The 22,496-nt window shown below is 71.7% G+C and carries 23 protein-coding genes and 1 tRNA gene; 10 read left to right on the top strand and 14 right to left on the bottom strand.

Annotated features, from left to right (window positions below):
- Positions 1–89 precede the first annotated feature (89 nt).
- Positions 90–208, bottom strand: a tRNA-OTHER gene (locus ACIQCZ_RS05510).
- A gap of 473 nt (positions 209–681) precedes the next feature.
- On the opposite strand from ACIQCZ_RS05510, the gene ACIQCZ_RS05505 reads away from it, so the two are divergent.
- On the top strand, positions 682–1,161 hold the full coding sequence (locus ACIQCZ_RS05505) for a VOC family protein (RefSeq protein ID WP_402279899.1): 480 nt from the start codon (positions 682–684) through the stop codon (positions 1,159–1,161).
- Positions 1,162–1,259: 98 nt separating this feature from the next.
- On the opposite strand, the gene ACIQCZ_RS05500 is transcribed toward ACIQCZ_RS05505, so the two are convergent.
- Entirely contained in the window at positions 1,260–2,774 is a 1,515-nt protein-coding gene (locus ACIQCZ_RS05500; protein ID WP_402279897.1) for an MFS transporter, read from the bottom strand.
- Positions 2,775–2,876: 102 nt separating this feature from the next.
- Between ACIQCZ_RS05500 and ACIQCZ_RS05495 the strand changes: the two genes are divergently transcribed.
- Positions 2,877–3,488 carry a TetR/AcrR family transcriptional regulator gene (locus ACIQCZ_RS05495; protein WP_402279896.1) on the top strand — a complete coding sequence of 204 codons (612 nt, stop codon included), beginning with the start codon at positions 2,877–2,879 and terminating at the stop codon, positions 3,486–3,488.
- A gap of 96 nt (positions 3,489–3,584) precedes the next feature.
- Here the strand turns inward: ACIQCZ_RS05495 and ACIQCZ_RS05490 are convergent, their stop codons facing one another.
- The 5 genes from ACIQCZ_RS05490 to ACIQCZ_RS05470 all read right to left on the bottom strand — a co-directional run bounded on the left by ACIQCZ_RS05490 (position 3,585) and on the right by ACIQCZ_RS05470 (position 7,296).
- Positions 3,585–4,529: an NAD(P)H-binding protein gene (locus ACIQCZ_RS05490; protein ID WP_402279894.1), complete on the bottom strand. Its 945-nt coding sequence runs from the start codon at positions 4,527–4,529 to the stop codon at positions 3,585–3,587.
- Entirely contained in the window at positions 4,526–4,885 is a 360-nt protein-coding gene (locus ACIQCZ_RS05485) for a DUF952 domain-containing protein (RefSeq protein WP_402279892.1), read from the bottom strand. Before ACIQCZ_RS05485 ends, ACIQCZ_RS05490 begins: the two co-directional genes overlap by 4 nt.
- A gap of 37 nt (positions 4,886–4,922) precedes the next feature.
- Entirely contained in the window at positions 4,923–5,066 is a 144-nt protein-coding gene (locus ACIQCZ_RS05480; protein ID WP_402279890.1) for a hypothetical protein, read from the bottom strand.
- Positions 5,067–5,254: 188 nt separating this feature from the next.
- A complete protein-coding gene (locus ACIQCZ_RS05475; protein ID WP_402280236.1) occupies positions 5,255–6,262 on the bottom strand; it encodes an NAD-dependent epimerase/dehydratase family protein in 1,008 nt (335 codons plus the stop codon).
- 86 nt (positions 6,263–6,348) lie between these two features.
- Positions 6,349–7,296 (bottom strand): LysR family transcriptional regulator, encoded by a 948-nt coding sequence (locus ACIQCZ_RS05470; RefSeq protein ID WP_402279889.1) that lies wholly within the window; start codon positions 7,294–7,296, stop codon positions 6,349–6,351.
- Positions 7,297–7,542: 246 nt separating this feature from the next.
- On the opposite strand from ACIQCZ_RS05470, the gene snpA reads away from it, so the two are divergent.
- Positions 7,543–8,220 carry a snapalysin gene (gene snpA / locus ACIQCZ_RS05465; protein ID WP_402279887.1) on the top strand — a complete coding sequence of 226 codons (678 nt, stop codon included), beginning with the start codon at positions 7,543–7,545 and terminating at the stop codon, positions 8,218–8,220.
- Between the two features lie 137 nt (positions 8,221–8,357).
- Here the strand turns inward: snpA and ACIQCZ_RS05460 are convergent, their stop codons facing one another.
- The 5 genes from ACIQCZ_RS05460 to ACIQCZ_RS05440 form a co-directional block, all read right to left on the bottom strand.
- Positions 8,358–8,717, bottom strand: coding sequence for a GntR family transcriptional regulator (locus tag ACIQCZ_RS05460; RefSeq protein WP_402279885.1), 360 nt, complete (start codon positions 8,715–8,717; stop codon positions 8,358–8,360).
- Positions 8,718–8,719: 2 nt separating this feature from the next.
- Positions 8,720–9,703, bottom strand: a complete 984-nt coding sequence (locus ACIQCZ_RS05455) for a DUF1648 domain-containing protein (RefSeq protein WP_402279884.1) — start codon at positions 9,701–9,703, stop codon at positions 8,720–8,722.
- Between the two features lie 235 nt (positions 9,704–9,938).
- Entirely contained in the window at positions 9,939–10,607 is a 669-nt protein-coding gene (locus tag ACIQCZ_RS05450; protein WP_402279882.1) for a DUF6304 family protein, read from the bottom strand.
- Between the two features lie 231 nt (positions 10,608–10,838).
- Positions 10,839–11,969: a family 2 encapsulin nanocompartment cargo protein polyprenyl transferase gene (locus ACIQCZ_RS05445; RefSeq protein WP_402279880.1), complete on the bottom strand. Its 1,131-nt coding sequence runs from the start codon at positions 11,967–11,969 to the stop codon at positions 10,839–10,841.
- Between the two features lie 89 nt (positions 11,970–12,058).
- A complete protein-coding gene (locus tag ACIQCZ_RS05440) occupies positions 12,059–13,465 on the bottom strand; it encodes a family 2B encapsulin nanocompartment shell protein (protein WP_402279879.1) in 1,407 nt (468 codons plus the stop codon).
- Positions 13,466–13,642: 177 nt separating this feature from the next.
- Here ACIQCZ_RS05440 and ACIQCZ_RS05435 point away from each other — a divergent pair, with 177 nt between their 5' ends.
- The 3 genes from ACIQCZ_RS05435 to ACIQCZ_RS05425 all read left to right on the top strand — a co-directional run bounded on the left by ACIQCZ_RS05435 (position 13,643) and on the right by ACIQCZ_RS05425 (position 16,658).
- On the top strand, positions 13,643–14,092 hold the full coding sequence (locus ACIQCZ_RS05435) for an RrF2 family transcriptional regulator (RefSeq protein WP_376219182.1): 450 nt from the start codon (positions 13,643–13,645) through the stop codon (positions 14,090–14,092).
- Positions 14,093–14,198: 106 nt separating this feature from the next.
- The gene (locus ACIQCZ_RS05430; RefSeq protein WP_402279876.1) at positions 14,199–15,395 is read left to right on the top strand and encodes a globin domain-containing protein; all 1,197 of its coding nucleotides are present in this window, start codon (positions 14,199–14,201) and stop codon (positions 15,393–15,395) included.
- A gap of 369 nt (positions 15,396–15,764) precedes the next feature.
- The gene (locus ACIQCZ_RS05425; RefSeq protein ID WP_402279875.1) at positions 15,765–16,658 is read left to right on the top strand and encodes a 1-aminocyclopropane-1-carboxylate deaminase/D-cysteine desulfhydrase; all 894 of its coding nucleotides are present in this window, start codon (positions 15,765–15,767) and stop codon (positions 16,656–16,658) included.
- Positions 16,659–16,667: 9 nt separating this feature from the next.
- On the opposite strand, the gene ACIQCZ_RS05420 is transcribed toward ACIQCZ_RS05425, so the two are convergent.
- Entirely contained in the window at positions 16,668–18,272 is a 1,605-nt protein-coding gene (locus ACIQCZ_RS05420) for a Na+/H+ antiporter (RefSeq protein WP_402279873.1), read from the bottom strand.
- Positions 18,273–18,307: 35 nt separating this feature from the next.
- Here ACIQCZ_RS05420 and ACIQCZ_RS05415 point away from each other — a divergent pair, with 35 nt between their 5' ends.
- The 3 genes from ACIQCZ_RS05415 to ACIQCZ_RS05405 all read left to right on the top strand — a co-directional run bounded on the left by ACIQCZ_RS05415 (position 18,308) and on the right by ACIQCZ_RS05405 (position 20,196).
- Positions 18,308–18,568, top strand: a complete 261-nt coding sequence (locus ACIQCZ_RS05415) for a UBP-type zinc finger domain-containing protein (RefSeq protein ID WP_402279872.1) — start codon at positions 18,308–18,310, stop codon at positions 18,566–18,568.
- A gap of 264 nt (positions 18,569–18,832) precedes the next feature.
- Entirely contained in the window at positions 18,833–19,246 is a 414-nt protein-coding gene (locus tag ACIQCZ_RS05410) for an anti-sigma regulatory factor (RefSeq protein WP_073781878.1), read from the top strand.
- Complete coding sequence (locus tag ACIQCZ_RS05405) at positions 19,243–20,196, top strand: RNA polymerase sigma factor SigF (protein ID WP_376219169.1); 954 nt, start codon at positions 19,243–19,245, stop codon at positions 20,194–20,196. The genes ACIQCZ_RS05410 and ACIQCZ_RS05405 overlap by 4 nt, the downstream gene beginning before the upstream one ends.
- A 607-nt stretch (positions 20,197–20,803) precedes the next feature.
- Here ACIQCZ_RS05405 and ACIQCZ_RS05400 read toward each other — a convergent pair.
- Positions 20,804–21,181 carry a hypothetical protein gene (locus ACIQCZ_RS05400; RefSeq protein WP_351078641.1) on the bottom strand — a complete coding sequence of 126 codons (378 nt, stop codon included), beginning with the start codon at positions 21,179–21,181 and terminating at the stop codon, positions 20,804–20,806.
- 266 nt (positions 21,182–21,447) lie between these two features.
- Here ACIQCZ_RS05400 and ACIQCZ_RS05395 point away from each other — a divergent pair, with 266 nt between their 5' ends.
- Entirely contained in the window at positions 21,448–22,416 is a 969-nt protein-coding gene (locus tag ACIQCZ_RS05395) for a diacylglycerol/lipid kinase family protein (RefSeq protein WP_402279870.1), read from the top strand.
- The last annotated feature ends 80 nt before the right edge of the window (positions 22,417–22,496 follow it).

The raw sequence follows: 22,496 nt of genomic DNA, 5'->3' as shown, positions 1-22,496 counted from the left end.
CTGCGCGGGGGCCCGCCGAGGGCGGCACCGGGAGGGGCCCGACGGGTCGGGCTGTCCGGGCCGGACGCACGGGAACAGCCGAACGGCTGCGGGACCGGCGGGATTCGAACCCGCGGACGGGGAGGGCAGGTCCGCCCGAACCCCCTCAGTCGGCATGCGGAGGACCTCCCGCACGCCGATTGCAATGGGCCGCTCTGCCACGGCTCCCGCAACCTGCGGGACTGCGCGGTCCCGTTCCGAGAAGCGTAGGGGTCAACTCCCCCCGGAGGCGAGCCGTTTGTCCGGGGTGAGGGCCGGGCCGGCCGCCCCGTCCCTCACCGTCACCAGAGGTCTGCCGGACCTCGCCCGAACCGGGGGGCGATCGTTCCGGTCCGTTTGCCTGCTGCGATGCTGTCGGTCGCCGTCCATGCGGCCGCCGTCGTCGTCTTCGTCGCCGGTCACTCTCGCCGCACCCACCGGGACCATATGGAGCCGGACGGGACCGATTCCCCTCTTCGTACACGGAGGACGGATCGACCCCGGCCCGGACCGGACGCGCACCGATCCGTGGCTGTCGGCCGTCGACCGGGGTGCCGCCGATACCCCCCCCATGTGACCGATGAGTTTCCGGGGCGGGATCAGTCGGTATGGGTGGACATGCGCGCAGCAGGGACAGACATGCGCTCACGACAGGAGACAGGGATGACCACCGAGGGCTTCACCACATGTCTGTGGTTCGACGGACAGGCAGAGGAGGCGGCCGAGTACTACCTCACGGTCTTCAAGAACTCCCGCCTCGGCAGGATCGACCGCTACACCGAAGCGGGCCCCGGGCCCGCCGGGTCGGCGATGGCGGTCGAGTTCGAGATCAACGGCCAGAAGTTCGTGGGGCTGAACGGCGGACCGCAGTTCACCTTCAACGAGTCCATCTCGTTCCAGATCCACTGCGCGGACCAGGACGAGGTGGACTACTACTGGAGCAGTCTCACCGACGGGGGCGAGGAGGGGCCCTGCGGCTGGCTGAAGGACAGGTACGGCGTCTCCTGGCAGGTCGTCCCCGAGGCGCTGATCGATCTGATCGGTGACCGGGACGCGACGAAGGCCGCCCGCACCACCGCGGCGATGATGACGATGAAGAAGCTGGACATCGCCGCACTGCAGAAGGCGCACGACGAGGGCTGACGGGGCCGGGATGCCGGACGGATCGACCTCCGTCCGGCATTCTCGCGTGACCGCGGGTCCCACGAAGGAGGTTCGCGCCGCAGCGGAGTCGTCCCGTGTCACCGTCGCGAGCCGGCCCTCGTCCGACGGGGGCCGAGAAACGCGCCCGCCAGCAGCGCGCCGGCCAGTACGAGGGCCGAGTCGACCAGGATCGCGGCCGAGACGCCCGACAGGACGCCTTCGGGTCCGGTGTCGCCGACGAAGGACATCCGGGCGGTGGTGACGGCACTCATCACCGGGATGCCCATCGTGATGCCGACCTGCTGGGTCATGGTGGCGAGGCCGGTCGCCAGGCCCTGTTCCTCGTCGGCGAGTCCGGAGGTCGCGGTGACCATGAAGCCGACGATCATCAGCATGTTGCCGATGCCGCCGATGAACGTGGCCACCAGCAGGAGCCAGATCCATGCCCCCGACGTGCCGAGCGCCACCAGGGAAAGAGTGGCGACGGCCTGGACGACGCCACCCATGACGATGGTCGCCCGGCTGCCGAACCGACCGACCGCGCGACCGCCGGACGCGCCGCCGATCACGGTGCCGATGCCCAGGACACCGAAGGCGAGACCGGTGGCGAGCGGCGAGTAGCCGAGAACCTCCTGCAGATAGAGGGTGAGCAGGAAGACCAGTGAGGTCTCGGTGACGAAGGCGATCAGGCCCGCGGCATTGCCCCAGATGACACTGCTCCGCTTCAGGATGCGCACGGGAACCAGCGGCGCAGCGGCCCTCTTCTCCACGTGCCAGAAGCCCACGAGGAGCACGAGACCCGCGAGGAGTGCGGCCAGGGTGGTGGGCGTGGTCCAGCCGGACTCACCTGCCTGGGTCAGTCCGTAGACGAGCAGGAGCAGTCCGCCGGTGACGGTCACGGCTCCCGGGACGTCCGGCCGGGGACGGTTCGCAGGGCGCGAGTCGGTGATGACGGCGGGGGCGAGAGCCACTACCAGGGCGGCCACCGGCACGTTGACGAAGAAGGCCCAGCGCCAGGAGAGCAGATCGGTGAGCAGACCGCCGAGGACGGCCCCGGCGGTGAATCCGGCGGACATCAGAGCGCCGTTGAGGCCCAGCGCGCGTTCCCGCAGCGGGCCCTCCTTGAAGGCGGTGGTCAGCAGGGCGAGTCCGGCCGGGGTGACCGCGGCCGTGGCGAGACCCTGCAACACCCGTGCGGTGATCAGGACTTCGGGCGAGGTGGCGAGTCCCCCCAGGGCGGAGGAGAGACCGAGGACGGCCATGCCGCCCAGGAACAGCCGCTTGCGGCCGACGAGGTCGGCGATCCGGCCGAACAACAGGGTGAATCCGGCGGCGGCGAGCGCGAACGCGGTGGCGATCCACTGCAGGCGGGAGAGCGGGAAGCCGAGACCCTCGCCCACGACGGGCAGCGCGACGTTCAGGATCGAGAAGTCCACGGCGATCATGAACTGGGCGCCGAGAAGGAGAGCCAGGACGAGCTTCTGCCGTCCGGTCATACGGATCTTCGAGCGCGGGGCGGCGACCGGAGCGGTGATGCCGGTGGCGTCGGTGGCGTCGGTGGCGTCGGTGGCGTCGGTGGCGTCGGACGATGGTGCGTGACCGGGTGCGGACATGATGGCCCTTCCTCGACGAGAGACGTAATGGGACTACGGTTCCATTAAGATTGAGCGTCACGGTAACAGAGTCGGACCAACTAATGGAACTGGAGACCCGTTATGACATCCGAGGATGCGGAACCCGGCACCGTCCGACCCGGCGGCCGTACCGCCCGGGTACGCGAATCCGTCCTGCGGGCCGCGGGCGACGCCCTGGCCGAGCACGGCTTCGACGGTCTGGACCTCGCCGATGTCGCGCGCCGTGCGGAAGTCGGCAAGACCACCGTCTACCGGCGCTGGTCCACCCCCACCGGCCTGATCGCGGACCTTCTCCACGACATGGCCGAGCAGTCCTCACCCCGTACGGACACGGGTTCCCTGGCCGGGGACCTCAGGGCCAACGCCCGGCTGGTGGTCACCACCCTCACCGATCCGCGGCAGGGCGCCCTGTTCAAGTCCGTGATCGCGGCGGCGACCTGCGATCCGCGCACCGCCGAGGCGCTGCACCGCTTCTACGCGATCCGCGTCAAGGAGTGGTCCGGCTGTGTCACCGACGCCGTCGGGCGCGGCGAACTGCCCGCGGGCACGGACCCGGACGAGGTGATCCGCGCCGTGTCGGCACCCCTCTACTACCGACTGCTGGCCAGCGGCGACCCGCTCGACGAGGCGGCGGCGGACCGCGCCGCCGAAGCCGCGGTCGCGGCGGCGCGGGCGGGCGCGTACGTGAGGTGAGGGGCGGGCGGCCGGCCACGTGGGCGCGCACACATGCCGCCCAGGGGTGGCCGGCACCCGCGGTGTCGCCCGCCGCACACCCGGCGCGACCGGAGCTCAGTCCGTCTTCAGCAGATGCCGGTAGCTTTCCGGGTTCTCCCTGAGATACGTGGCCAGGCTCGTCGCCGGATGCCCGGTGAGGTGCGGTACGGCGTCCGAGACCGTGGCCATCTCGCCTGCGGCGATGGCCTCGTACGACGTCACCCAGCCGGTCACCTCCCAGTCCTCGGCCCCGTACCCGGCCCGTGAGGCGTAGGCCTCGTCGCGGGTCTCGGGCACGTAGGTGACGGTCCGTCCGCTGGCCCGGCCGATCTCCTCGGCCGCTTCGGCGAGGGTGAACGCCTCGGGGCCCGTGAGGTCGTACGTGACCCCGTCGTGGCGGGTGCCGTCGCTCTCGGTGTCGGCCAGCAGCACGGCGGTCGCGGCGTCCGCGATGTCCTCGTGCCCCACCGCCGCCACCCGGCCCTCGCCGCCCGGACCACGCAGCACCCCGTCGGCGCCGGTCATCGCCGGGAGCCCCGCGAGGTACAGATTGTCGCGCAGGAAGGTGTAACGGACCTCGGCGACCCGGATGTGCGCCTCGGTGTGCCAGTGGTCCCGGGCGAAGGTGAACGTCGCTTCCGGCGCGGCACCGACGAAGGAGACGTAGACGATGCGTTCGACGCCCGCGGCGACCGCCGCGTCCACCGCCGTCGTGTGCCGGCGCACCCGGTCGGGGCTCTCGTGCGCCGACACGAGGAACAGGGTGTGCGCCCCGGCGAGGGCGCGGCGCATGGCTTCCCCGTCGCCGTAGGGAGCGGGCGGCGCGATGGCGGCGCCGGGCAGCTCCGGCAGCCGGGACGGGTCGCGGCCGAGGAGTCGCACGGGCACTCCGGCTCGTACGAGGCGCCGTGCGACACGGCCGCCGACCGCACCGCTCGCGCCGGTGACGGCGACGATGGGAGCGCTGACGCTCGCGGGGCCGGTGCGGCCCGTGGGTCCGGTGGGGGGTGCGGGGTTCATGCGGGGTCGCCTTCCTTGCGGAGCCAGGGGCGCACCTCCACGACCGCGTCCACCGGGACGGGGCCGTAGATGTGCGGGAACTCCTCGCCGCCGGGCGCGACGGACTCGTACCGTACGGGGGCCGGGAGCAGGGCGGGGTCGATGACGAGGACCACCAGATCCTGGTCACCGGTCCCGGCCCGGCTCCCGGCGCCGTACAGCGTCTCGGCCACGCCGTCGAGTTGGTGCGGCAGCGAGCAGTGGATGAAGCCCTCTTCGTGCAGGGTGCGGCCGCGGGTGGACATCTCGTACGTCCCGATCCCGCGGGCCGCCTCCCACAAGGGGCGTTCGGTGAGGTGCAGCAGCAGTTCGGCCATGGGCCAAAGCTAGCCGCGCCGACGCCCCCGCGGACCATCAGCGCGGCCGTCGATCCGGCCACGAGGAGAACCGCCGCAATACCGCCGCAATACCGCCGAGAATCCGTTCGCCGCCCGAGGAACCGCGTTCGGTGCCGCTCATCGCGAGCGCCGTCGCGCTCGACCGATTGCCGACCAGCACGCTGTCCTGGAACTGGCGTGCCCTTCAGCCCGATCTCGATGGGGTCGGGAAAGTTCCACATCGGGTGTTGGCGCAGCCCGGCCCGGGGCAGCGAGCCCATCAGCGTGCTGATGTCGCGGCTGCTGCCGTAGATGTCGATCAGCACGGTCGCGCCGTCCGGAACGCCGTTGAACGTGATGCCCCGTGCGTCAGGCCGTGCCCGCCAGCAGTTCGGCCTCCACCCGCGGGTCCAGGCCGACCGGGGCCCGGTCCGGCCGTTGCGGGGCCACGCCGCCCAGCTCCCCCAGCCACTTCCAGGTGTCGGCGACCGTCTCCTCGACCGGTCGGCAGCGCAGACCGGCCGCATACGCCTTGCTGACATCGCCCTGGTGCATGGTGTCGTACAACTCGCCCGGCGGCAGCCAGACCGGCAGATCGCTCCAGGGCTCCACCCCTGCCGCCAGGATGGTCTCCGCGGGGGTCCAGCGGAGTTCCGCAGCGGAACCGGTGGCGCGTACACAGGCTTCCAGCAGCTGCCCCATGGTCGCGTGACCGGGCCGGCTGACCAGGTTGTACGGCCCGTGCAGACCGGCGCGACCGGCTTCCAGGAGCCAGTCGGCGAGGTCGCGTGCGTCGATGTACTGGAGCATCAGGTCGGGCGTACCGGGGGCCAGTACGGGCCCGCCGCGGGCGATGCGCAGCAGCCACCAGGGCAGCCTGCCGATATTCTCCCCCGGCCCCAGGATCAGCCCCGCGCGGGCCAGGAGGGCGCGGTCCCCGAAGGCGTCGAGCGCGGCCAGTTCCCCGCCGCGTTTGGCGAGCGGGTACGGGACGTCCCCACCGGCGTCGGGCGAGGCACCGGACACCAGCGGGCCGTCCTCGGGCAGACCGGCCGGGGCCGGGTAGTCGTAGACGGAACGGCTGGAGACGTACGCGTACCGGGCGGCCCGGGCGGCCAGCAGACGGGCCGCGTCCCGTACGGCCGCGGGGGCACCGCTCCACGTGTCGACGACCAGGTCCCAGACATCCGCGCCCGCGCCGCGACCGGCGGCCCCGGCCAGCGCGGCGAGGCCGCCTGCGGCGGTGCGGTCGCCGAGGAGTTCCGTCACGCCCGGCGGGGGCGCGTGACGGCCTCGGTGGAACACCGTCACCTCCCAGCCGCGCGCGAGCGCCGCCTCGGTGACGGCCCGGCCGACGAATTCCGTACCGCCCAGCATCAGAAGCCTCATGGGACCCGACTCTGCCCGCCGGACGCCGGGACCGGAACCGCTCCTCGCTCTCGGCGGAATCGGACTGCGGTCCGTCACGGCGTGCGGGCGAGCGGACTGCGGTTGCGCAGCAGCCACTGGTGGTACCCGGCCGCGCGCTGGGCCGCCTCCCGGTAGGCCGCCTCCAGCTCCGCGTACACCGCCGCCATGTCGGCGCCCGGCCGGGACACCAGCAACAGCCGTACCGCGAGGGGGTCGTCGCGCAGCGGCCGGATCGCCATGTCGTCGCGCGGTCCGGAGGTGGGCTGACAGGGGGCGACCGCTTCGCCGAGCACGACCAGGGACGCGGCGGTGAGGTAGTCGCCGTGCAGAACGGTGGGCGCGAGGCCGGCCTCTCCGAACACCCGGCGCAGCCCGTCCCATTCACCGTCGACAGTGGGGTCGACCATCCATCGGTCGGCGGCCAGGTCCCCGAGGTCGACCACGGGCCGGGCGGCGGCCGGATGGTCCCGGGCCATGCAGATGAACTGCGGTTCACGGTCCAGGAGCACGCGCTGCACCAAACCCTCCGGGACGGTCAGCGGGCAGCCCTCGACCTCGTGCACGAAGGCGACGTCGAGCCCGCCCGCCTCGACCGTGCGCAGCAGCGCGCTGGCCGATACGTCGACCCGCAGCGAGATGTCCGTGTCGGGCAGCCGGAGCCGCAGCCTGCGCAGCCAGCCGCCGATGACCCGGCTGGCGGTGCAGCCGATGCGCAGCCGCGGGCCGCGGGCCGCGTCGGCCTCCGCCTTCGCGTCGCTGACCAGAGCCGTCATCCCGTCGACCAGGGGGCGGGCCCGGCTGAGGACGGCGCGGCCGAGCAACGTCGGTCGGCAGCCGGTCCGTTCCCGGCGGAACAGCTCGGCGCCCAGAGCGTTCTCGATCCGGCGCAGCTGGGTGGTCAGGGAGGGCTGACTCACGCCCAGCGTGCGGGCCGCTCGGTGCAGGCTGCCCGTGTCGGCGATGGCGCACAGCGCCCTGAGGTGTCTCACCTCAAGCTCCATGCCGTCGAGCGTAGGGCGGCGGGCGACTGACGCACCAGACGCCGCAATCCCATCAAAACCCTTTAATTCAGCGGGAGTTGGCAGATGATTCGTCGACAGGGCCGGAGGTGGCGATAGGCCGGTGCTATCGCCGGTTGACATCATCCGCCACGGCTTCCGCTCCCCGACACTCTCTCCGTACCGCCCCCCGTTCGAGTCCGATCATCGGACGGGTTCATCGGATCGGTAATCGGTAGGAGACCCCCCATGAGACACCCCAGGACCGTCCTGTCGGCCGTGGTCGGCATCGGCTTCGGACTCGCGGCCGCGCTGGGCACCGCACCCGCCATCGCCTCCTCTCCCGCACCCGCCGCACCGCCCGCCGCCGCCTCGGCGGAACACGCGGGCTACACCGCCCACTCCGGGTCGCACGAGAGCGCCGCCGCCAACAAGGCGTTCTTCGAGGCGGTCGCCAAGTCCGTCGCCGAGAAGCGGGCGGCCAACCCCGGCGCCCAGTCGGTCACCATCGTCTACAGCACGGCCAACGCGCCGAGCTTCCGCACCCAGATAGCCAACAGCGCGCAGATCTGGAACAGCTCGGTCTCCAACGTCCGGCTGCAGGAGGGCTCGAACGCCGACTTCGCCTACTACGAGGGCAACGACCCGAGCGGCTCGTACGCCAGCACCGACGGGCACGGCAACGGCTACATCTTCCTCGACTACGCGCAGAACCGGCAGTACAACTCGACCCGCGTCACCGCTCACGAGACCGGCCATGTGCTCGGCCTGCCGGATCACTACTCCGGTCCGTGCAGCGAGCTGATGTCGGGCGGCGGCCCCGGCACGTCCTGCACGAATCCCTACCCCAACGCGAACGAGCGCAGCCGGGTGAACTACCTGTGGCAGAACGGCTTCGCGGCCGCGCTCGCGCGCAGCTCCTCCTGACACCGCCCGGCAGCCCAGCGGCCCGGGCGGCCACCTCGTAGGACGGGGTGGCCGCCCGGGCCCGCGGACGAAGAACGGAAGGGAGCACTCGTCGACGTGCCGCCACGCCGGGGCCGGCCGTCGCGATCCGCCCCGGCCTACGGGCTGTTGAGCGCGGTACGGACCAGGGCCAGCAGCTCGTCTTCCGTCATACCCAACTCACGTGCGTCCGCGACCACTTCGCGCAACCGCCCGAGCAGCCGGGCCCGATGCGGGGACGCGCCGCCGGTGACGACCGCACCGCGCCCCCGGCGCAGTTCGATCAGCCCCTCCTCGCGGAGCTGCTGATAACCCCGCAGCACCGTGTGGACGTTGACCCCGAGGGACTCGGCGAGCACCCGCGCGGCGGGCAGACGCTCGCCCGGTGCCACCGTCCCGTCGGCGACGGCTCGGCGCACGGATGCCGCGATCTGATCGCCGAGCGGCACGGTGGAGGTGGGATCGACCCGGAACAGCATGGTCAGCGCTCCGCCCGTCGCCGGTCGATCAGGGTGTTGAGGAGTGCGGCCGCGGTCGCCGAGTCGTCGACGGTCACCGCGAAGTCCCGGCCGCCCGCCAGCGTCGCCACGATGCCCTCACCGGAGCGGATCACGACACCGGTCCGCCCCGGGCGGATGCGGTAGCCCCAGCCGCCGTACTCCGTGAGGGGGTTGATGTGCCGGCTGGTCACCGTCTCGATCCGGTCGAGCGGCACCCTCAGGCGCGGCCAGGGGAGCATGCCCGAGACGGTGATGCCGCGCCGGTCCACCACCACGTACGGGCGGGCGAAGCCGGCCATCAGCACTCCGAGGAGCAGCGGCGGGATCGCGACCGCCCAGCCCGAGACGAACAGCAGCACGACTCCGCCGACCACGAGCGCGAGCGCGATCAGTGGCAGCCACCAGCTGCCGATACCGCGCGCCCATCCGGCGACCTCCCCGTCGGCAAGCGTGATCCGCGCTTCGTCCATGGCCGGCACGGTCGTGGCCGACGGCTCCGGTACGGGGGCGAGCCCGGCCATCGCCAGCCCCAGCCCCCAGGCGAGCACGGCGACCCCCAGGGCGACGGCGAGCTGCCACATCGGGAGCGACACCCCCTGGGCGTCGCCCTGCGCGTTCTCGGCGGCATCCACGTTGGCGATCAGCACGGCGGCCATCACCCAGCCGAGGAATCCGGCGAAGGCATAACCACCGGCGGTCAGCCGACGGTGGGCGCGCCCGTGGAACTTCCCCCGCACCACCATGAGGGTCCACAGCGTCCCGATCACAGCGAACAGCAGAACGTCGACCACGACGTGCCCCGTCTGCCCCATGTACCCGTTCGCCCGGCCATCGGCCCGGAAGTGGCTGGCCGGCTGTCCGGGCAACCGGTCGCGGAAGGCGGCGAACAGGACCAGGTCGGCGACGAGCGCCAGCAGGAACGGCAGGGCGACGAGCGTCGCGCGGCCCAGGTTCTTACGCATCATGAAAACCTCCATTGTTCGCATGCTAGTAGAACAATGGAGAGCCGACAAGATTCCGGCGGGCGCCGGGCAGGTCTTCGCACCATCGCATCGGGCACCCCTACGGGAACCCCGTGGGCGGCAGCGTCCGGGGCCTCGCGGCGGGCGGAGACCCTCGGGGCCCGGAACAACGAAACCGTCCCGCACCGGATCGGTTCCGGTACGGGACGGGACGGTTTCAGCGGTGGGACAAGGAGGGTCAGGCCAACTCCAGCGGGAACGCGCCCCGATGGCCGGTGCCCGCACCCCGGTCCGGGCGGGGCTCGTACTCGCGGCAGCTCCAGATCTCCTGGACGAATCCGGTGCGCCGGTCCCACAGGTCCACGACATCGCTCTCACCGGCTGCCCCACGGTAGGCGTCCTTGGCACCCCGGAAGCAGGCGAGACCACCGGAAAGGCCCCGGCCGGGGGCCGGGAAGTAGTCGGAGAAGGCGCAGGCGATGCAGGTCTGGAGGCGCACCCCGGGCGGCAGGGTGCGCTGGATCGTGGCGAGGGCGGACGCGAAGTCGCTCTCCGCGCGGTGGGATCCGTAGGCGGCCCCGCCGAACTGCAGCTCCAGATGGAGGTACGGATCGGGGCGGCGCAGCGACAACAGGCAGCTGAGCGTGGCCTGGTGGACGACTTCGTCCCAGAGGACCGGGAGCGGCAGGTCCCACTCCAGGACGCAGTCGCCCAGCGCGCCGTCCACCAGGGCGAACAGGCCGTCGGCCGGTGGAGTGCCGGCCACCGGTGTGAGGCCGTCGAAGCTCTCGCCCTCGAAGTCGATGCCCCTGATCCGGAGGCGGAGTTGCTGTCCGTCGGTGGTGAGGATGACCGCGTCGGAACCCTGCCGGTCCCGGTACCACCCTGCCCATGACTCATCTGTCATGGGCACGGACTGTAGCCCGTGCCCATGACAGTCGCCCGGTCGCCCTCCTCTTCACCTCACGGGCCTCGTGACCTCGGCTCCTTGCTCCGTTCCCCCCTTCCCCCTTCCCCCCGTCCCCTTCCTCGCTCCGCGCCCTCCGCTCCCCTTCGGAGTACCGCCGCCTCCGCCGCCGCGTCTGCCGCCTCCTCCTCTCCGCCCCCGGCTCGATGCGTCCGGCTCGCTGCGTCCGGCTCAGTGCGTCCGGCGGGTGACGAATTCCGCCAGGGTCAGAAGGTCGCCCGCCGGGGCCAGGTCGGGTACCGCCCGGGACAGATGGTGGACCGCGCGGGCCATCCGGTCCGCAGCGCTGATCTGTGCCCAGTCCCGGCCGCCGGCCCGGTCGACGGCGTCGGCGGCGCGGGCGACCTCGGCGGGTGTGTTCATGGATCCCCGGTAGAGCTCGGCGAGTTCGGCCGCCGCGGGGGTGGCGGAGGTCAGTGCGGCGACCACGGGCAGGGACTTCTTGTGGGCGACGAGATCCGCCCCGACCGGTTTCCCGGTCTGCGCCGGATCCCCCCAGATGCCGATCAGGTCGTCGATGAGCTGGAAGGCGAGACCGGCCTCCCGGCCGAAGCCGTCCAGCGCGCCGACCGCCCGCTCCCCCGCGCCGGCGTACAGGGCTCCCAGCGCGCAGGCGCAGCCGAGCAGCGCGCCCGTCTTGGCGGTGGCCATGGTCAGGCACTCGTCGAGCGACACCTCGTCCGGACCTCGGTCCTCGAAGGCGCAGTCGGCCTGCTGGCCCGCGCACAGCTCGATGACACAGGCCGAGAGTCTTGCCGAGGCACGGGCCGAGGCCGGATCGGTGTCCTCGGCCAGCAGCCGCTGGGCGAGGGCGAGCATGGCGTCGCCGGCGATGACCGCGTCCGGGATGCCGAAGACCGCCCAGGCGGTGGGCCGGTGCCGACGGGTCCGGTCCTCGTCGATGATGTCGTCGTGCAGCAGGGTGAAGTTGTGCGCCAGCTCCACTGCGACGGCGGCCCGGAGCGCCCGTTGCGGATCGCCGCCCAGTGCGCGGGCGGCGGCGAGGACGAGCGCGGGTCTGATCGCCTTGCCCGCCCGCGTCGCGGACGGGGTGCCGTCGGCCTCCTGCCAGCCGAAGTGGTACATCGCCACCCGGCGCAGCGACCCGGGCAAGGACTCGACGGCGGCGCGCAGTTGGGGATCGACGAGGACCCGGGCCTGTTCGAGAAGGGCCGTGGCCTCCTGCCCCTGCGCGGCCGGGTGGGGTGCCGGGGCCTTCGGGCCCCGGCGGCCCCGGGCGGCCGGATCGTCGTCCCCCGGGGCCCGGGGGGTGGGTGATGGGGGTGCGTGATGGGTCTTCACTGGGACGTCCTCCCGAGGCCGCCCCGGGCACGGCTGCCCGGTGGCGGAGGTTGACGGGGCCCGGACACCGGCGTCCGGGCCCCGAGGATCTACCGCCGACGGCTGACCTCGACGTTTTCCAGCACGCCGAGAGCGTCCGGCACGAGGATGGCCGCGGAGTAGTAGGCCGTCACCAGGTAGGAGATGATCGCCTGCTCGTCGATGCCCATGAAGCGGACGGACAGACTGGGATCGATCTCGTCCGGGATGCCGGTCTGGTGGAGACCGATCACGCCCTGGTCGTCCTCGCCCGTCCTCATGCAGATGATCGACGTGGTCCTGGCGTCGCTGACCGGGATCTTGTCGGACGGGAAGATCGGTACGCCCCGCCAGGCCGGCACACGGTGTCCGCCGACGTCCACGGTCTCCGGCACCAGACCGCGCTTGTTGCACTCGCGGCCGAATGCGGCGATGGCCTTCGGGTGGGCGAGAAAGAGCTTCGAGCCGCGGCGGCGCGACAGCAGTTCGTCCATGTCGTCGGGGCCGGGCACACCGTCGTGCGGCTGGAGGCGCTGCCCGTAGTCGCAGTTGTTGAGCAGACCGAACTCGCGGTTGTTGATCAGTTCGTGCTCCTGGCGCTCGCGCAGCGCCTCGACCGTGAGCCGCAACTGCTGCTCGGTCTGGTTCATCGGCTGGTTGTAGAGGTCGGCGACCCGGCTGTGGACCTTCAGCACGGTCTGGGCGACGCTCAGCTCGTACTCGCGCGGCGCCGCCTCGTAGTCGACGTACGTGTGCGGGACGACGGCCTCGCCGACATGGCCGGCGGAGAGGCCGATCTCCGCCTCGCCGTACTTGTTGGTGCGCTGCCGCGGGACGCTGAGCAGTCCGGCGAGATGGGCGCGGAGCGAGCCCGCGCGCTCCGCGAGGTTGAGCACATCCGCCCGCCGGAGCGTCAGCACCTTGCAGTCGGTGACGGCGCGGGCGGTGTACTCCCACACGGCGTCGCCGTCGATCAGGGCGTGGTCGCCGAAGTAGGCCCCGTCGGCGTGGACCCCGAGCACCGTCTCGTCCCCGTACCGGCCGGTGCCGACCTTCTCGACCTTGCCGTGCGCCAGCAGGAAGACGCGGTCCGCCGCGTCCCCGGTGGCGGCCAGCACCTGGCCGGCGGCGATGTCGCGCTGCTCGCACCGCCGGGCGAGCTCGCCGAGCACCTCTTCGTCACCGAAGTCCCGCAGAGCCGGAAGCTCTCCGAGCTCGGCGGGGATGACCGCGACCCGGTCACCGGTCTGCACGAAGGTCACCCGGCCGTCCCCCACCGAGTAGCTCAGCCGCCGGTTCACCCGGTACGTGCCGCCCTGCACCTGGACCCACGGCAGCATCTTCAGCAGCCACCGCGAGCTGATCTCCTGCATCTGCGGAGCGGACTTGGTGGTCGTCGCGAGGTTCCGCGCCGCCGCCGTGCCCAGACTCTGCTGCGGCGGCACCGGCGCGTTCTGAACCTCTTCACCAACGGACATGTGACGCCCTTTCGATCATTGGTCGACCTGCGCGAAGAAGCCTTTCAGCACGGAGAGTCGGCACGCCATTACACAAATGAGTGCGACTAATCGGCTTTGGGCTGGGCACGACGCTCAGCGATGCCCACGGGCGGCATTAATTTGCATCCTCGATGCAAGTTATCTAGCGTGGCCGTCATGCGGCTGACGAGATTCACCGACGTGGCGCTGCGCGTGCTGATGCGCCTCGCCGTCGTGGAGAACGAGGATCCGCCGACCACGCGGGAGGTGGCGGCCACCATGGAGGTGCCGTACACCCACACCGCGAAGGTCGTCGCCAAGCTCCAGCATCTCGGCCTCATCGAGGCACGCCGGGGCCGCGGCGGCGGACTCAGTCTCACCGGAGCGGGCCGGTCCGCCTCCATCGGCGCACTCGTCCGGGAGCTCGAAGGGCCCGGCGACGTCGTCGACTGCGAGGGCTCCGTCCCATGCCCCCTGCGCGCGGCCTGCAGACTGCGCGGCGCGCTGCGCCTGGCCGAGGAGGCCTTCTACGCCTCGCTCGACCCGATCACCGTCACCGAACTCGTCGCCTCCCCCACCGGACCACTGCTGATCGGCATCAGCAGCCGCCGCCCGGCCCCCGGCTGACCCGGGACCGGACCACCGCACACCACACCACAGGCGCCACCACCCGGCTCCACGCCGCCCAAAAATAAGAATCTCAAATACCAATTCCAGATTCAGGAGTCCACAGATGCTCTCCGAGACGTCGACCGCCACTGTCCGCGCCACCCTCCCCGCCGTGGGGGCGGCCATCGGGGACATCGCCGATCTCTTCTACCGCAAGCTCTTCGACGCCCACCCCGAGTTGCTCCGCGACCTCTTCAACCGCGGCAACCAGGCGTCCGGCGCCCAGCGCCAGGCTCTCGCGGGCTCCATCGCCGCCTTCGCGACCCTGCTGGTCGAGCAGCCGGACACCCGACCCGACGTCATGCTCGGCCGGATCGCCCACAAGCACGCCTCGCTCGGCATCACCCCCGCGCAGTACGACATCGTGCACACGCATCTGTTCGCCGCCATCGCCGAGATCCTCGGCGACGCGGTCACCCCGGAGGTCGCCGCCGCCTGGGACGAGGTCTACTGGCTGATGGCGGGCGCCCTGATCTCGATCGAGGAGCGGCTGTACGCGCAGCAGGGCATCGTCGACGGGGACGTGTGGCGCGAATGGGAGGTGGTCGCCCGGGTCGAGGAGACCGCGGACGTCGCCACCTTCCAGCTCCGGCCGGCCGACGGCTCCCCCGCCCCCGCCTTCCGCCCCGGTCAGTACGTCTCCGTGCAGGTGGAACTCCCCGACGGCGCCCGCCAGATCCGCCAGTACAGCCTTTCCAGCGCCCCGGGTTCGCCGCTGCGCTCGATCACCGTCAAGCGGGTGCACGGCGGCGGATCGCCCGACGGTGAGGTCTCCCGCCATCTCCACGCCGAGGTCGCGGCCGGTGACCGACTGCGGGTCTCCGCCCCGTACGGCGACCTCGTGCTCGACTCCACGGACGCCCCGCTGCTGCTCGCCTCCGCGGGCATCGGCTGCACCCCGATGCTCTCGATGCTGGAACACCTCGCGGCGACCGGCCACCGCGCCCCGGTCACCGTCGTGCACGGCGACCGCTCCCCCGCCGACCACGCGCTGCGCACGGACCACGCCCTGCTGACCGGCAAACTCGCCGACGCCGCCGCCCACTTCTGGTACGAGAACCCGGAGCCCGGCCACCGCGCCGATCGCACCGGACCGGTCGACCTGAGCGACCTCGCGATCGCCCCGGGCACCCACGCCTACCTCTGTGGTCCGCTGCCCTTCATGCGCACCGTGCGCGGTCAGTTGCTGGCCAAGGGGGTCCCGGCAGCCGGCATCCACTACGAGGTCTTCGGCCCCGACCTGTGGCTCGCGCAGGACTGAACCCGGCCCGTTCTCGCGGGGTCCGAGCGGATCGACCGGCTCGCGATCCGAACCACCGGCCCGGGGACGGCCCGGAGAGCGACACGGCGTGATCGCCGAGAACGGCCGGATCCATCCGGTCGCCACGGCAGGGCCGACCACGCCGGACTCGGCGACGCCGACGCGCTGCGCGCCGTCGTCGCCGAGAAGCGTCTCCCCTCCACCGACGAGACCGACACGGACGGTCGGCCACCAGGAGCGGCACCCGGCAGGATCGGTCCACGCGGCTTCACGACGGACTCCGTGCGGGACCGGATCCCCGACCGCCTGAAGTGCCCCGTACCCGCCCCTGTCCGGCCCGGCCCGGTGCGGCACGGCGACAATGGCGTCATGCCTTCCGAAGCGCTCGACCTGTCCCGCCTGCGGCCGGTGCTCCCGTCACCTCTGCAACCGGCCGAGGACGAACGCTTCGCGCGCCGCGGCGTACGGCTGCTGCTCAAGCGGGACGATCTGATCCACCCCGATCTCCCGGGCAACAAATGGCGCAAACTCTCCCCCAATCTGCGGGCCGCCGCCGGGCGCACCGTGCTGACTTTCGGGGGCGCGTACTCCAACCATCTGCGGGCCACCGCCGCCGCCGGGCGGCTGCTCGGTTTCCCCACCGTCGGGGTCGTACGCGGCGACGAACTCGCCGACCGCCCCCTCAACCCCTCGCTGGCCCGGTGCGCCGCCGACGGGATGACCCTGCATTTCATGGACCGCAGGACGTACCGCGCCAAGGCCGATCCGGAGGTCCTGGCGGGGCTGCTGAGCACCTACGGGGAGTGCTGCGTCATCCCGGAGGGCGGGAGCAACGCCGCGGCCGCACAGGGCTGCACGGAGCTGGGCCATGAGCTGCGCGGCAGGGCCGATGTGGTCGCGGTGGCCTGCGGTACCGGCGGCACCCTCGCCGGTCTCGCCGCCGGTCTCGCGCCGGGGCAGCGCGCCCTCGGCGTCCCGGTGCTGCGCGGCGGATTCCTCGGCGACGCGGTACGGGAACTGCAGCAGGAGGCGTTCGGCGGGGCGGCCGGGTCGTGGTCCCTGGACGAACGCTTCCACTTCGGCGGATACGCCCGTACGACCCCGCCGCTGCACGCCTTCGCGGACGACTTCGAGCAGCGGCACGGGCTGCCCGTCGAGCGGCTCTACGTCGCGAAGTTGCTGTACGCGCTCACCACGCTCACCGAGGAGGGCGCCTTCCCCGCGGGAACCACGGTCGCGGCCGTCGTCACGGGCCGGCCGTAGACGCCCCCGTCAGGGCGCGCTCGATTCCTCCCGGTAGGCCGCCGCCTCCTCCAGGTCGAGCCGTCTGAGCAGCGTGCGGAGCATCTCGTCGTCGATCCGCCGCTCGTCCCGCAGCCGTACGAAGACCGCGCGCTCGGCCTCGATCATCTCCCCGGCCAGACGCCGGTACGTGTCGTCCGCCGACTCCCCGGTCACCGGGTTGGCGGTGCCGAGACGCTCCCACACGGCGTTGCGGCGGCGCTCCAGGACGGCGCGCAGCCGGTCGGTGAGCGGTCCGGGCAGGGCGTTGCGCCGGTCGGTGAGGAGCTCCTCCAGGCGTGCCTCGGCGGCTGCGGACGCCTCGCTCTGCGCCTGCGCCTCCGCCAGTGTCTGTGCCGTCGCGTCGCGCCCCGGAAGCCTGAGGACACGCACCAGCAGCGGCAGGCTGAGCCCCTGGATGACGAGGGTGCCGATGACGGTGGTGAAGGTCAGGAACAGCACGAGGTTGCGGGCCGGGAAGGCCTGCCCGCCGGTCGTGACCATCGGGATGGAGAAGGCGATGGCGAGCGAGACGACCCCGCGCATACCGGCCCAGCCGACGATCAGCGGTGCCTTCCAGTCCGTGCCGGGCTCGCGCTCCCTGATCCGTTTCGACAGCCATCTGGGCAGATACGTCGCGGGGTAGACCCAGACGAAGCGGACCACGACGACGGCGAGGAACACAGCGAGCGCGTACCAGAGGGCGTCCGCCACGGCGTACGCACCCAGCCCCTTCAGTACGAAGGGCAGTTGGAGCCCGATCAGCGCGAAGACCGCGGACTCCAGGATGAACGCGACCATCTTCCAGACGGCGGCCTCCTGGAGCCGGGTCGCGAAGTCGACCTGCCAGGCCCGGTGACCCAGATAGAGCGCGACGACGACCACGGCGAGCACCCCGGAGGCGTGCACGCGCTCCGCCGCCGCGTACGCCACGAAGGGGATCAGCAGGGACAGCGTGTTCTGCAGCAGCGCCTCCTTGAGGTGCGTACGGAGCCAGTGCAGCGGCACCATCAGCGCCAGGCCGACCGCGACACCGCCGACGGCCGCGAGGAGGAATTCACCGATCCCGGCGCCCCAGCTCATGCCCTCGCCGACGGCGGCGGCGAGCGCCACCTTGTAAGCGGTGATCGCGGTGGCGTCGTTCACCAGGGACTCGCCCTGCAGGATCGTCGTGACCCGGGCGGGCAGCCCGACCCGGCGGGCGATCGCGGCGGCCGTGACGGCGTCCGGCGGGGCGACCACCGCGCCGAGCACCAGCGCGGCGGTGGGCGGCAGATCGGGCACGAGGCGGTACGCGAGCCAGCCGACCGCCGCGGTCGCGAACAGCACGTACCCGACGGAGAGCAGCGCGACCGGCCGGACATTGGCCCGCAGATCGAGATACGAGCTGTCGACCGCCGCCGTGTAGAGCAGCGGCGGCAGCAACAGCGGAAGAACGACGTGCGCGTCCAGGGTGTACGTCGGCACCCCGGGCAGATACGAGGCGATCAGCCCCGCAGTGACCAGCAGGAGGGGGGCCGGCACGGGGGTGCGGCGCGCGGCCCCCGCGACAGCCGCACTGGCTGCGACCAGTGCCACCAGAGGCAATGCGTCCATCTCACGGTCCTCACATCCGTCGTAACCTGACAATCATGAGTGACTGCCCGCACCTGTCCGAACTGCCGCACCCCGAACCGGCCCCGCTCAGCGAGACCTGTACCGGCTGTCTCGCGGCGGGCACCCACCCGGTGCAGTTGCGACTCTGCCTCGTCTGCGGCCATGTCGGCTGCTGCGATTCGTCACCACTGCAGCACGCCACCGCCCACTTCAAGGAGACCGGTCATCCGGTGATGCGGAGCTTCGAGCCCGGCGAAAGCTGGCGCTGGTGCTTCGTGGACGGTTCGATCGTCTGACGTCCGGGTACGTCAATCCGGCGCCGGTTGTTCGTAATTGACCTCCGCAGACCCCTAGCCACCGTGTGTACTCATGGGCTTACCATGAGTGACACCCATGGGCTGGGGCCGTCCGTTCGCGATCCGCGGGCAGGCCTTGGGGCCCGGCGACACGGCATCATGGATCGCGATAGCGTCGCCGGACCAGAACCGAAGACGTACCGCATGGCTCCGGGGCACCCTTCCCGGACCCTCGAAAGAGTTTGTGCCACCTTGGAGGTGAGGGTGTCCCAGATCGCAGGCGAGCCCGGGAATCAGGACTTCGTAGAGGTCCGGCTGCCCGCTGCGGGTGCCTACCTGTCAGTGCTGCGTACGGCCACGGCCGGTCTCGCAGCGCGCTTGGACTTCACGCTCGACGAGATCGAGGATCTCCGCATCGCCGTCGACGAGGCCTGCGCGATCCTGCTCCAGCAGGCCGTGCCGGGCTCCGTCCTCAGCTGCGTCTTCCGGCTCATCGAGGATTCTCTCGAGGTGACGGTGTCGGCGCCGACGACGGACGGCCGGGCGCCGGAGCGCGACACCTTCGCCTGGACGGTGCTCTCCGCGCTGGCCGGCAAGGTCGACTCCTCGGTCGCCGACGACCGCACGGTCAGCATCAGCCTGTACAAACAGCGCGGCGCGGGACCCGGGCCGGCGTGAGCAACGGGAACGGGGACGGTCCTGTGCGGGACGAGACGATCCGACCAGGGGTGGTGCGCGCAGCGGGCATCCCGGAGCAGCAGGCCCTGCCCCATCCGGAGGACGGGGCGGACGGGCCTGCGGGCCCCACGGTCGCGTTGGAGCAGTCGCAGGCGGAGCGGGCAGGCCAGATGAGCGAGCACGGGCACCACGATCCACACGACCGCAGCGGGGCGCGGGCGCTGTTCGTCGAACTGCGCGGACTTCCCGACGGATCGGCCGAGAAGGCGGAGCTGCGCAATCGGCTGGTGCGGATGCATCTGCCGCTCGTGGAGCACCTGGCCCGCCGGTTCCGCAATCGCGGCGAGCCGCTGGACGACCTGACCCAGGTCGCCACGATCGGGCTGATCAAGTCGGTCGACCGGTTCGACCCGGACCGAGGCGTCGAGTTCTCGACGTACGCGACACCCACGGTCGTCGGCGAGATCAAGCGCCACTTCCGTGACAAGGGCTGGGCGGTCCGGGTGCCGCGCCGGCTCCAGGAGCTGCGGCTCTCCCTCACCACGGCCACCGCCGAACTCTCCCAGCAGCATGGCCGCTCGCCGACGGTGCACGAGCTGGCGGAGCGACTGGGCATCTCCGAGGAAGAGGTCCTGGAGGGCCTGGAATCGGCCAATGCGTACAGCACGCTCTCGCTGGACGTGCCGGACACGGACGACGAGTCGCCCGCGGTGGCGGACACTCTGGGCTCCGAGGACGAGGCGCTGGAGGGCGTCGAGTACCGGGAGTCGCTCAAACCGCTGCTGGAGGACCTGCCGCCGCGCGAGAAGCGGATCCTGCTGCTGCGGTTCTTCGGCAACATGACCCAGTCGCAGATCGCCCAGGAGGTCGGCATCTCGCAGATGCACGTCTCGCGACTACTGGCCCGCACCCTGGCGCAGCTGCGTGAGCGGCTGCTCGTCGAGGAGTAGGGCGGGAGAGGCGGGGCGAGGGTCCGACGCCCGACGCGCGGAGCCGACGCGAACGCCGACTCCGTGCGTCGGGCAGTCGCCGCGGAACAGCCGGCTCGGGCGGCGGCTGGGCACGGGCAGCGGCTCGCGCCCGCCCGGCAGGCGGCGGCCGGGCCATCGGGTGCGGCGGTCGGGTCGCGGGCGTGACAGCCGAGGTGAAACGGCCCGCTCACGCGCCCCGGCGGCCGACGGCTCCCGTGGCTCAGAGCCTGTCGGGTGGCCTCGGACCGGATGGCGGGCGCGATCCGGTGCGTGCGGTTTTGAGGCGGCGGCCGGGCCATCGGGTGCGGCGGTCGGGTCGCGGGCGTGACAGCCGGGGTGAAACGGCCCGCTCATGCGCCACGGCGGCCGACGGCTCCCGTGGCTCAGAGTCTGTCGGGTGGCCTCGGACCGGATGGCGGGCGCGGTCCGGTGCGTGCGATTCCTAGGCCGAGGAGGGAGTCGGATGGGGTCTCCCCTGCTCGAACGCAGCTGAGAGCTCGGGGAAGGAGCCTCGGCGACCGACGACGACGCGGAAAGCGTGCGTGCCGGGGCGTGGCCGCCCGGCCGGAGGCCACCCGACAGGCTCTCAGGCGTCCGGCGTGGTGCCCGGCCGGCGAATACCCAGTTCGTCGATCGTCGTCGGCCTGACCAGCTGATAGAGCGCCGTCAGGACCACCGCCGCGAGGACGATCCCGGCCGGGATCAGCACGCCGTGGGACCTCAGCAGGGTCCAGGCCACCGGAAGCCCGATGATCTGCGTGATGAGCGCGGGGCCGCGGCTCCAGCTGCGCCGCAGCAGCAGGCCACGTGCGGCGATCAGCGGGATCAGGCCGAGCGCGATCAGCGTGAGGCCGCCCATCTCCGCCTGCTGCGGGCTCTCGGGGCGCCCCAGCAGCCCCATCACCAGCATGTAGATCCCGCCGACGACGAGCGCCGCCCCTTCCAGGGCGTTGAGCCCGGCCACGAGCGTGATCCTGCTCGGCTTCGCCGGTCCGACCGAGGGCGCGGGCGACTCCGAAAGCGACTCGGAGGGCGGCTCGGAGGGCGTGTTCTGCTGAGTACTCACCCTTGCAGGTTGGCATCCCGCCACCGCGAAAGCGAAGCCGGGGGTCGCAATGGCGCGGGAACGGACGACCACCCCTCGCCCCACCGCACCCGGTCCGTCACCGAGTGTGAAGGCCATGGGGCGGGAGTTCAGAGCGATACCACTCGGTAGGTAGTCTGGCCGTCATGCGCGCACTCCTTGTGGTCAATCCAGCTGCTACCACCACCAGTGCGCGGACGCGTGATGTGCTCATCCACGCACTGGCCAGCGAGATGAAGCTGGAGGCCGTGACCACCGAGTACCGGGGCCACGCCCGGGACCTGGGCCGTCGGGCCGCGGACTCCGGGGAGATCGACCTGGTGGTCGCCCTGGGCGGCGACGGCACGGTCAACGAGGTCGTCAACGGCCTGCTCCACAGCGGCCCCGACCTGGACAACCTGCCGAGCCTCGCGGTGGTCCCCGGCGGCTCCACCAATGTCTTCGCGCGCGCCCTCGGCCTGCCCAACGACGCGGTGGAGGCGACCGGCGCGATCCTGGACGCGCTCGCCAACCGGACCGAACGCACGGTCGGCCTGGGACTGGCGGCCGGCACCCCCGGCACCGCGGACGAGTCGATCCCGGAACGCTGGTTCACTTTCTGCGCCGGACTCGGATTCGACGCGGGCGTGGTCGGCCGGGTCGAACAGAAACGCGAATCGGGTAAGCGTTCCACGCATGCGCTGTATGTCCGCCAGTTCGTCCGGCAATTCCTGGAGGAACCGCACCGCAGACATGGGGCAATCACGCTGGAGACACCCGGACAACCGCCTGTGACCGATCTTGCACTGTCGATAATCTCCAACACGGCCCCCTGGACCTACCTGGGGAATCGCCCCATGTACGCGTCCCCCAAGGCCACGTTCGACACCGGCCTGGACGTGCTCGGACTGAAGCGGCTCTCCACCGCGGCCGTCGCCCGGTACGGCACCCAGCTGCTGACTTCGAGCCCCGAGAAGGGCCCGGCCGGGAAGCATGCCGTTTCACTTCATGACCTCACGGACTTCACCTTGCATTCAAAGGTGCCACTGCCCTTTCAGATGGACGGCGACCATCTGGGAGTGCGCACCAGTGTGACGTTCACAGGCGTACGCCGTGCACTGCGTGTGATTGTGTGAGTGGAAGTGACCAAAGTCCTTTAACTCGAACGTTTGGGCTGGACTCCACCCCATAGAAGTACGGCTGTGACCTAGTCGAC

The organism is Streptomyces sp. NPDC093149 (assembly GCF_044754145.1).
Taxonomy (GTDB): domain Bacteria; phylum Actinomycetota; class Actinomycetes; order Streptomycetales; family Streptomycetaceae; genus Streptomyces.
Note: the sequence above shows the minus strand (reverse complement) of the source record. Positions and strands in the feature narration are given on the sequence as shown.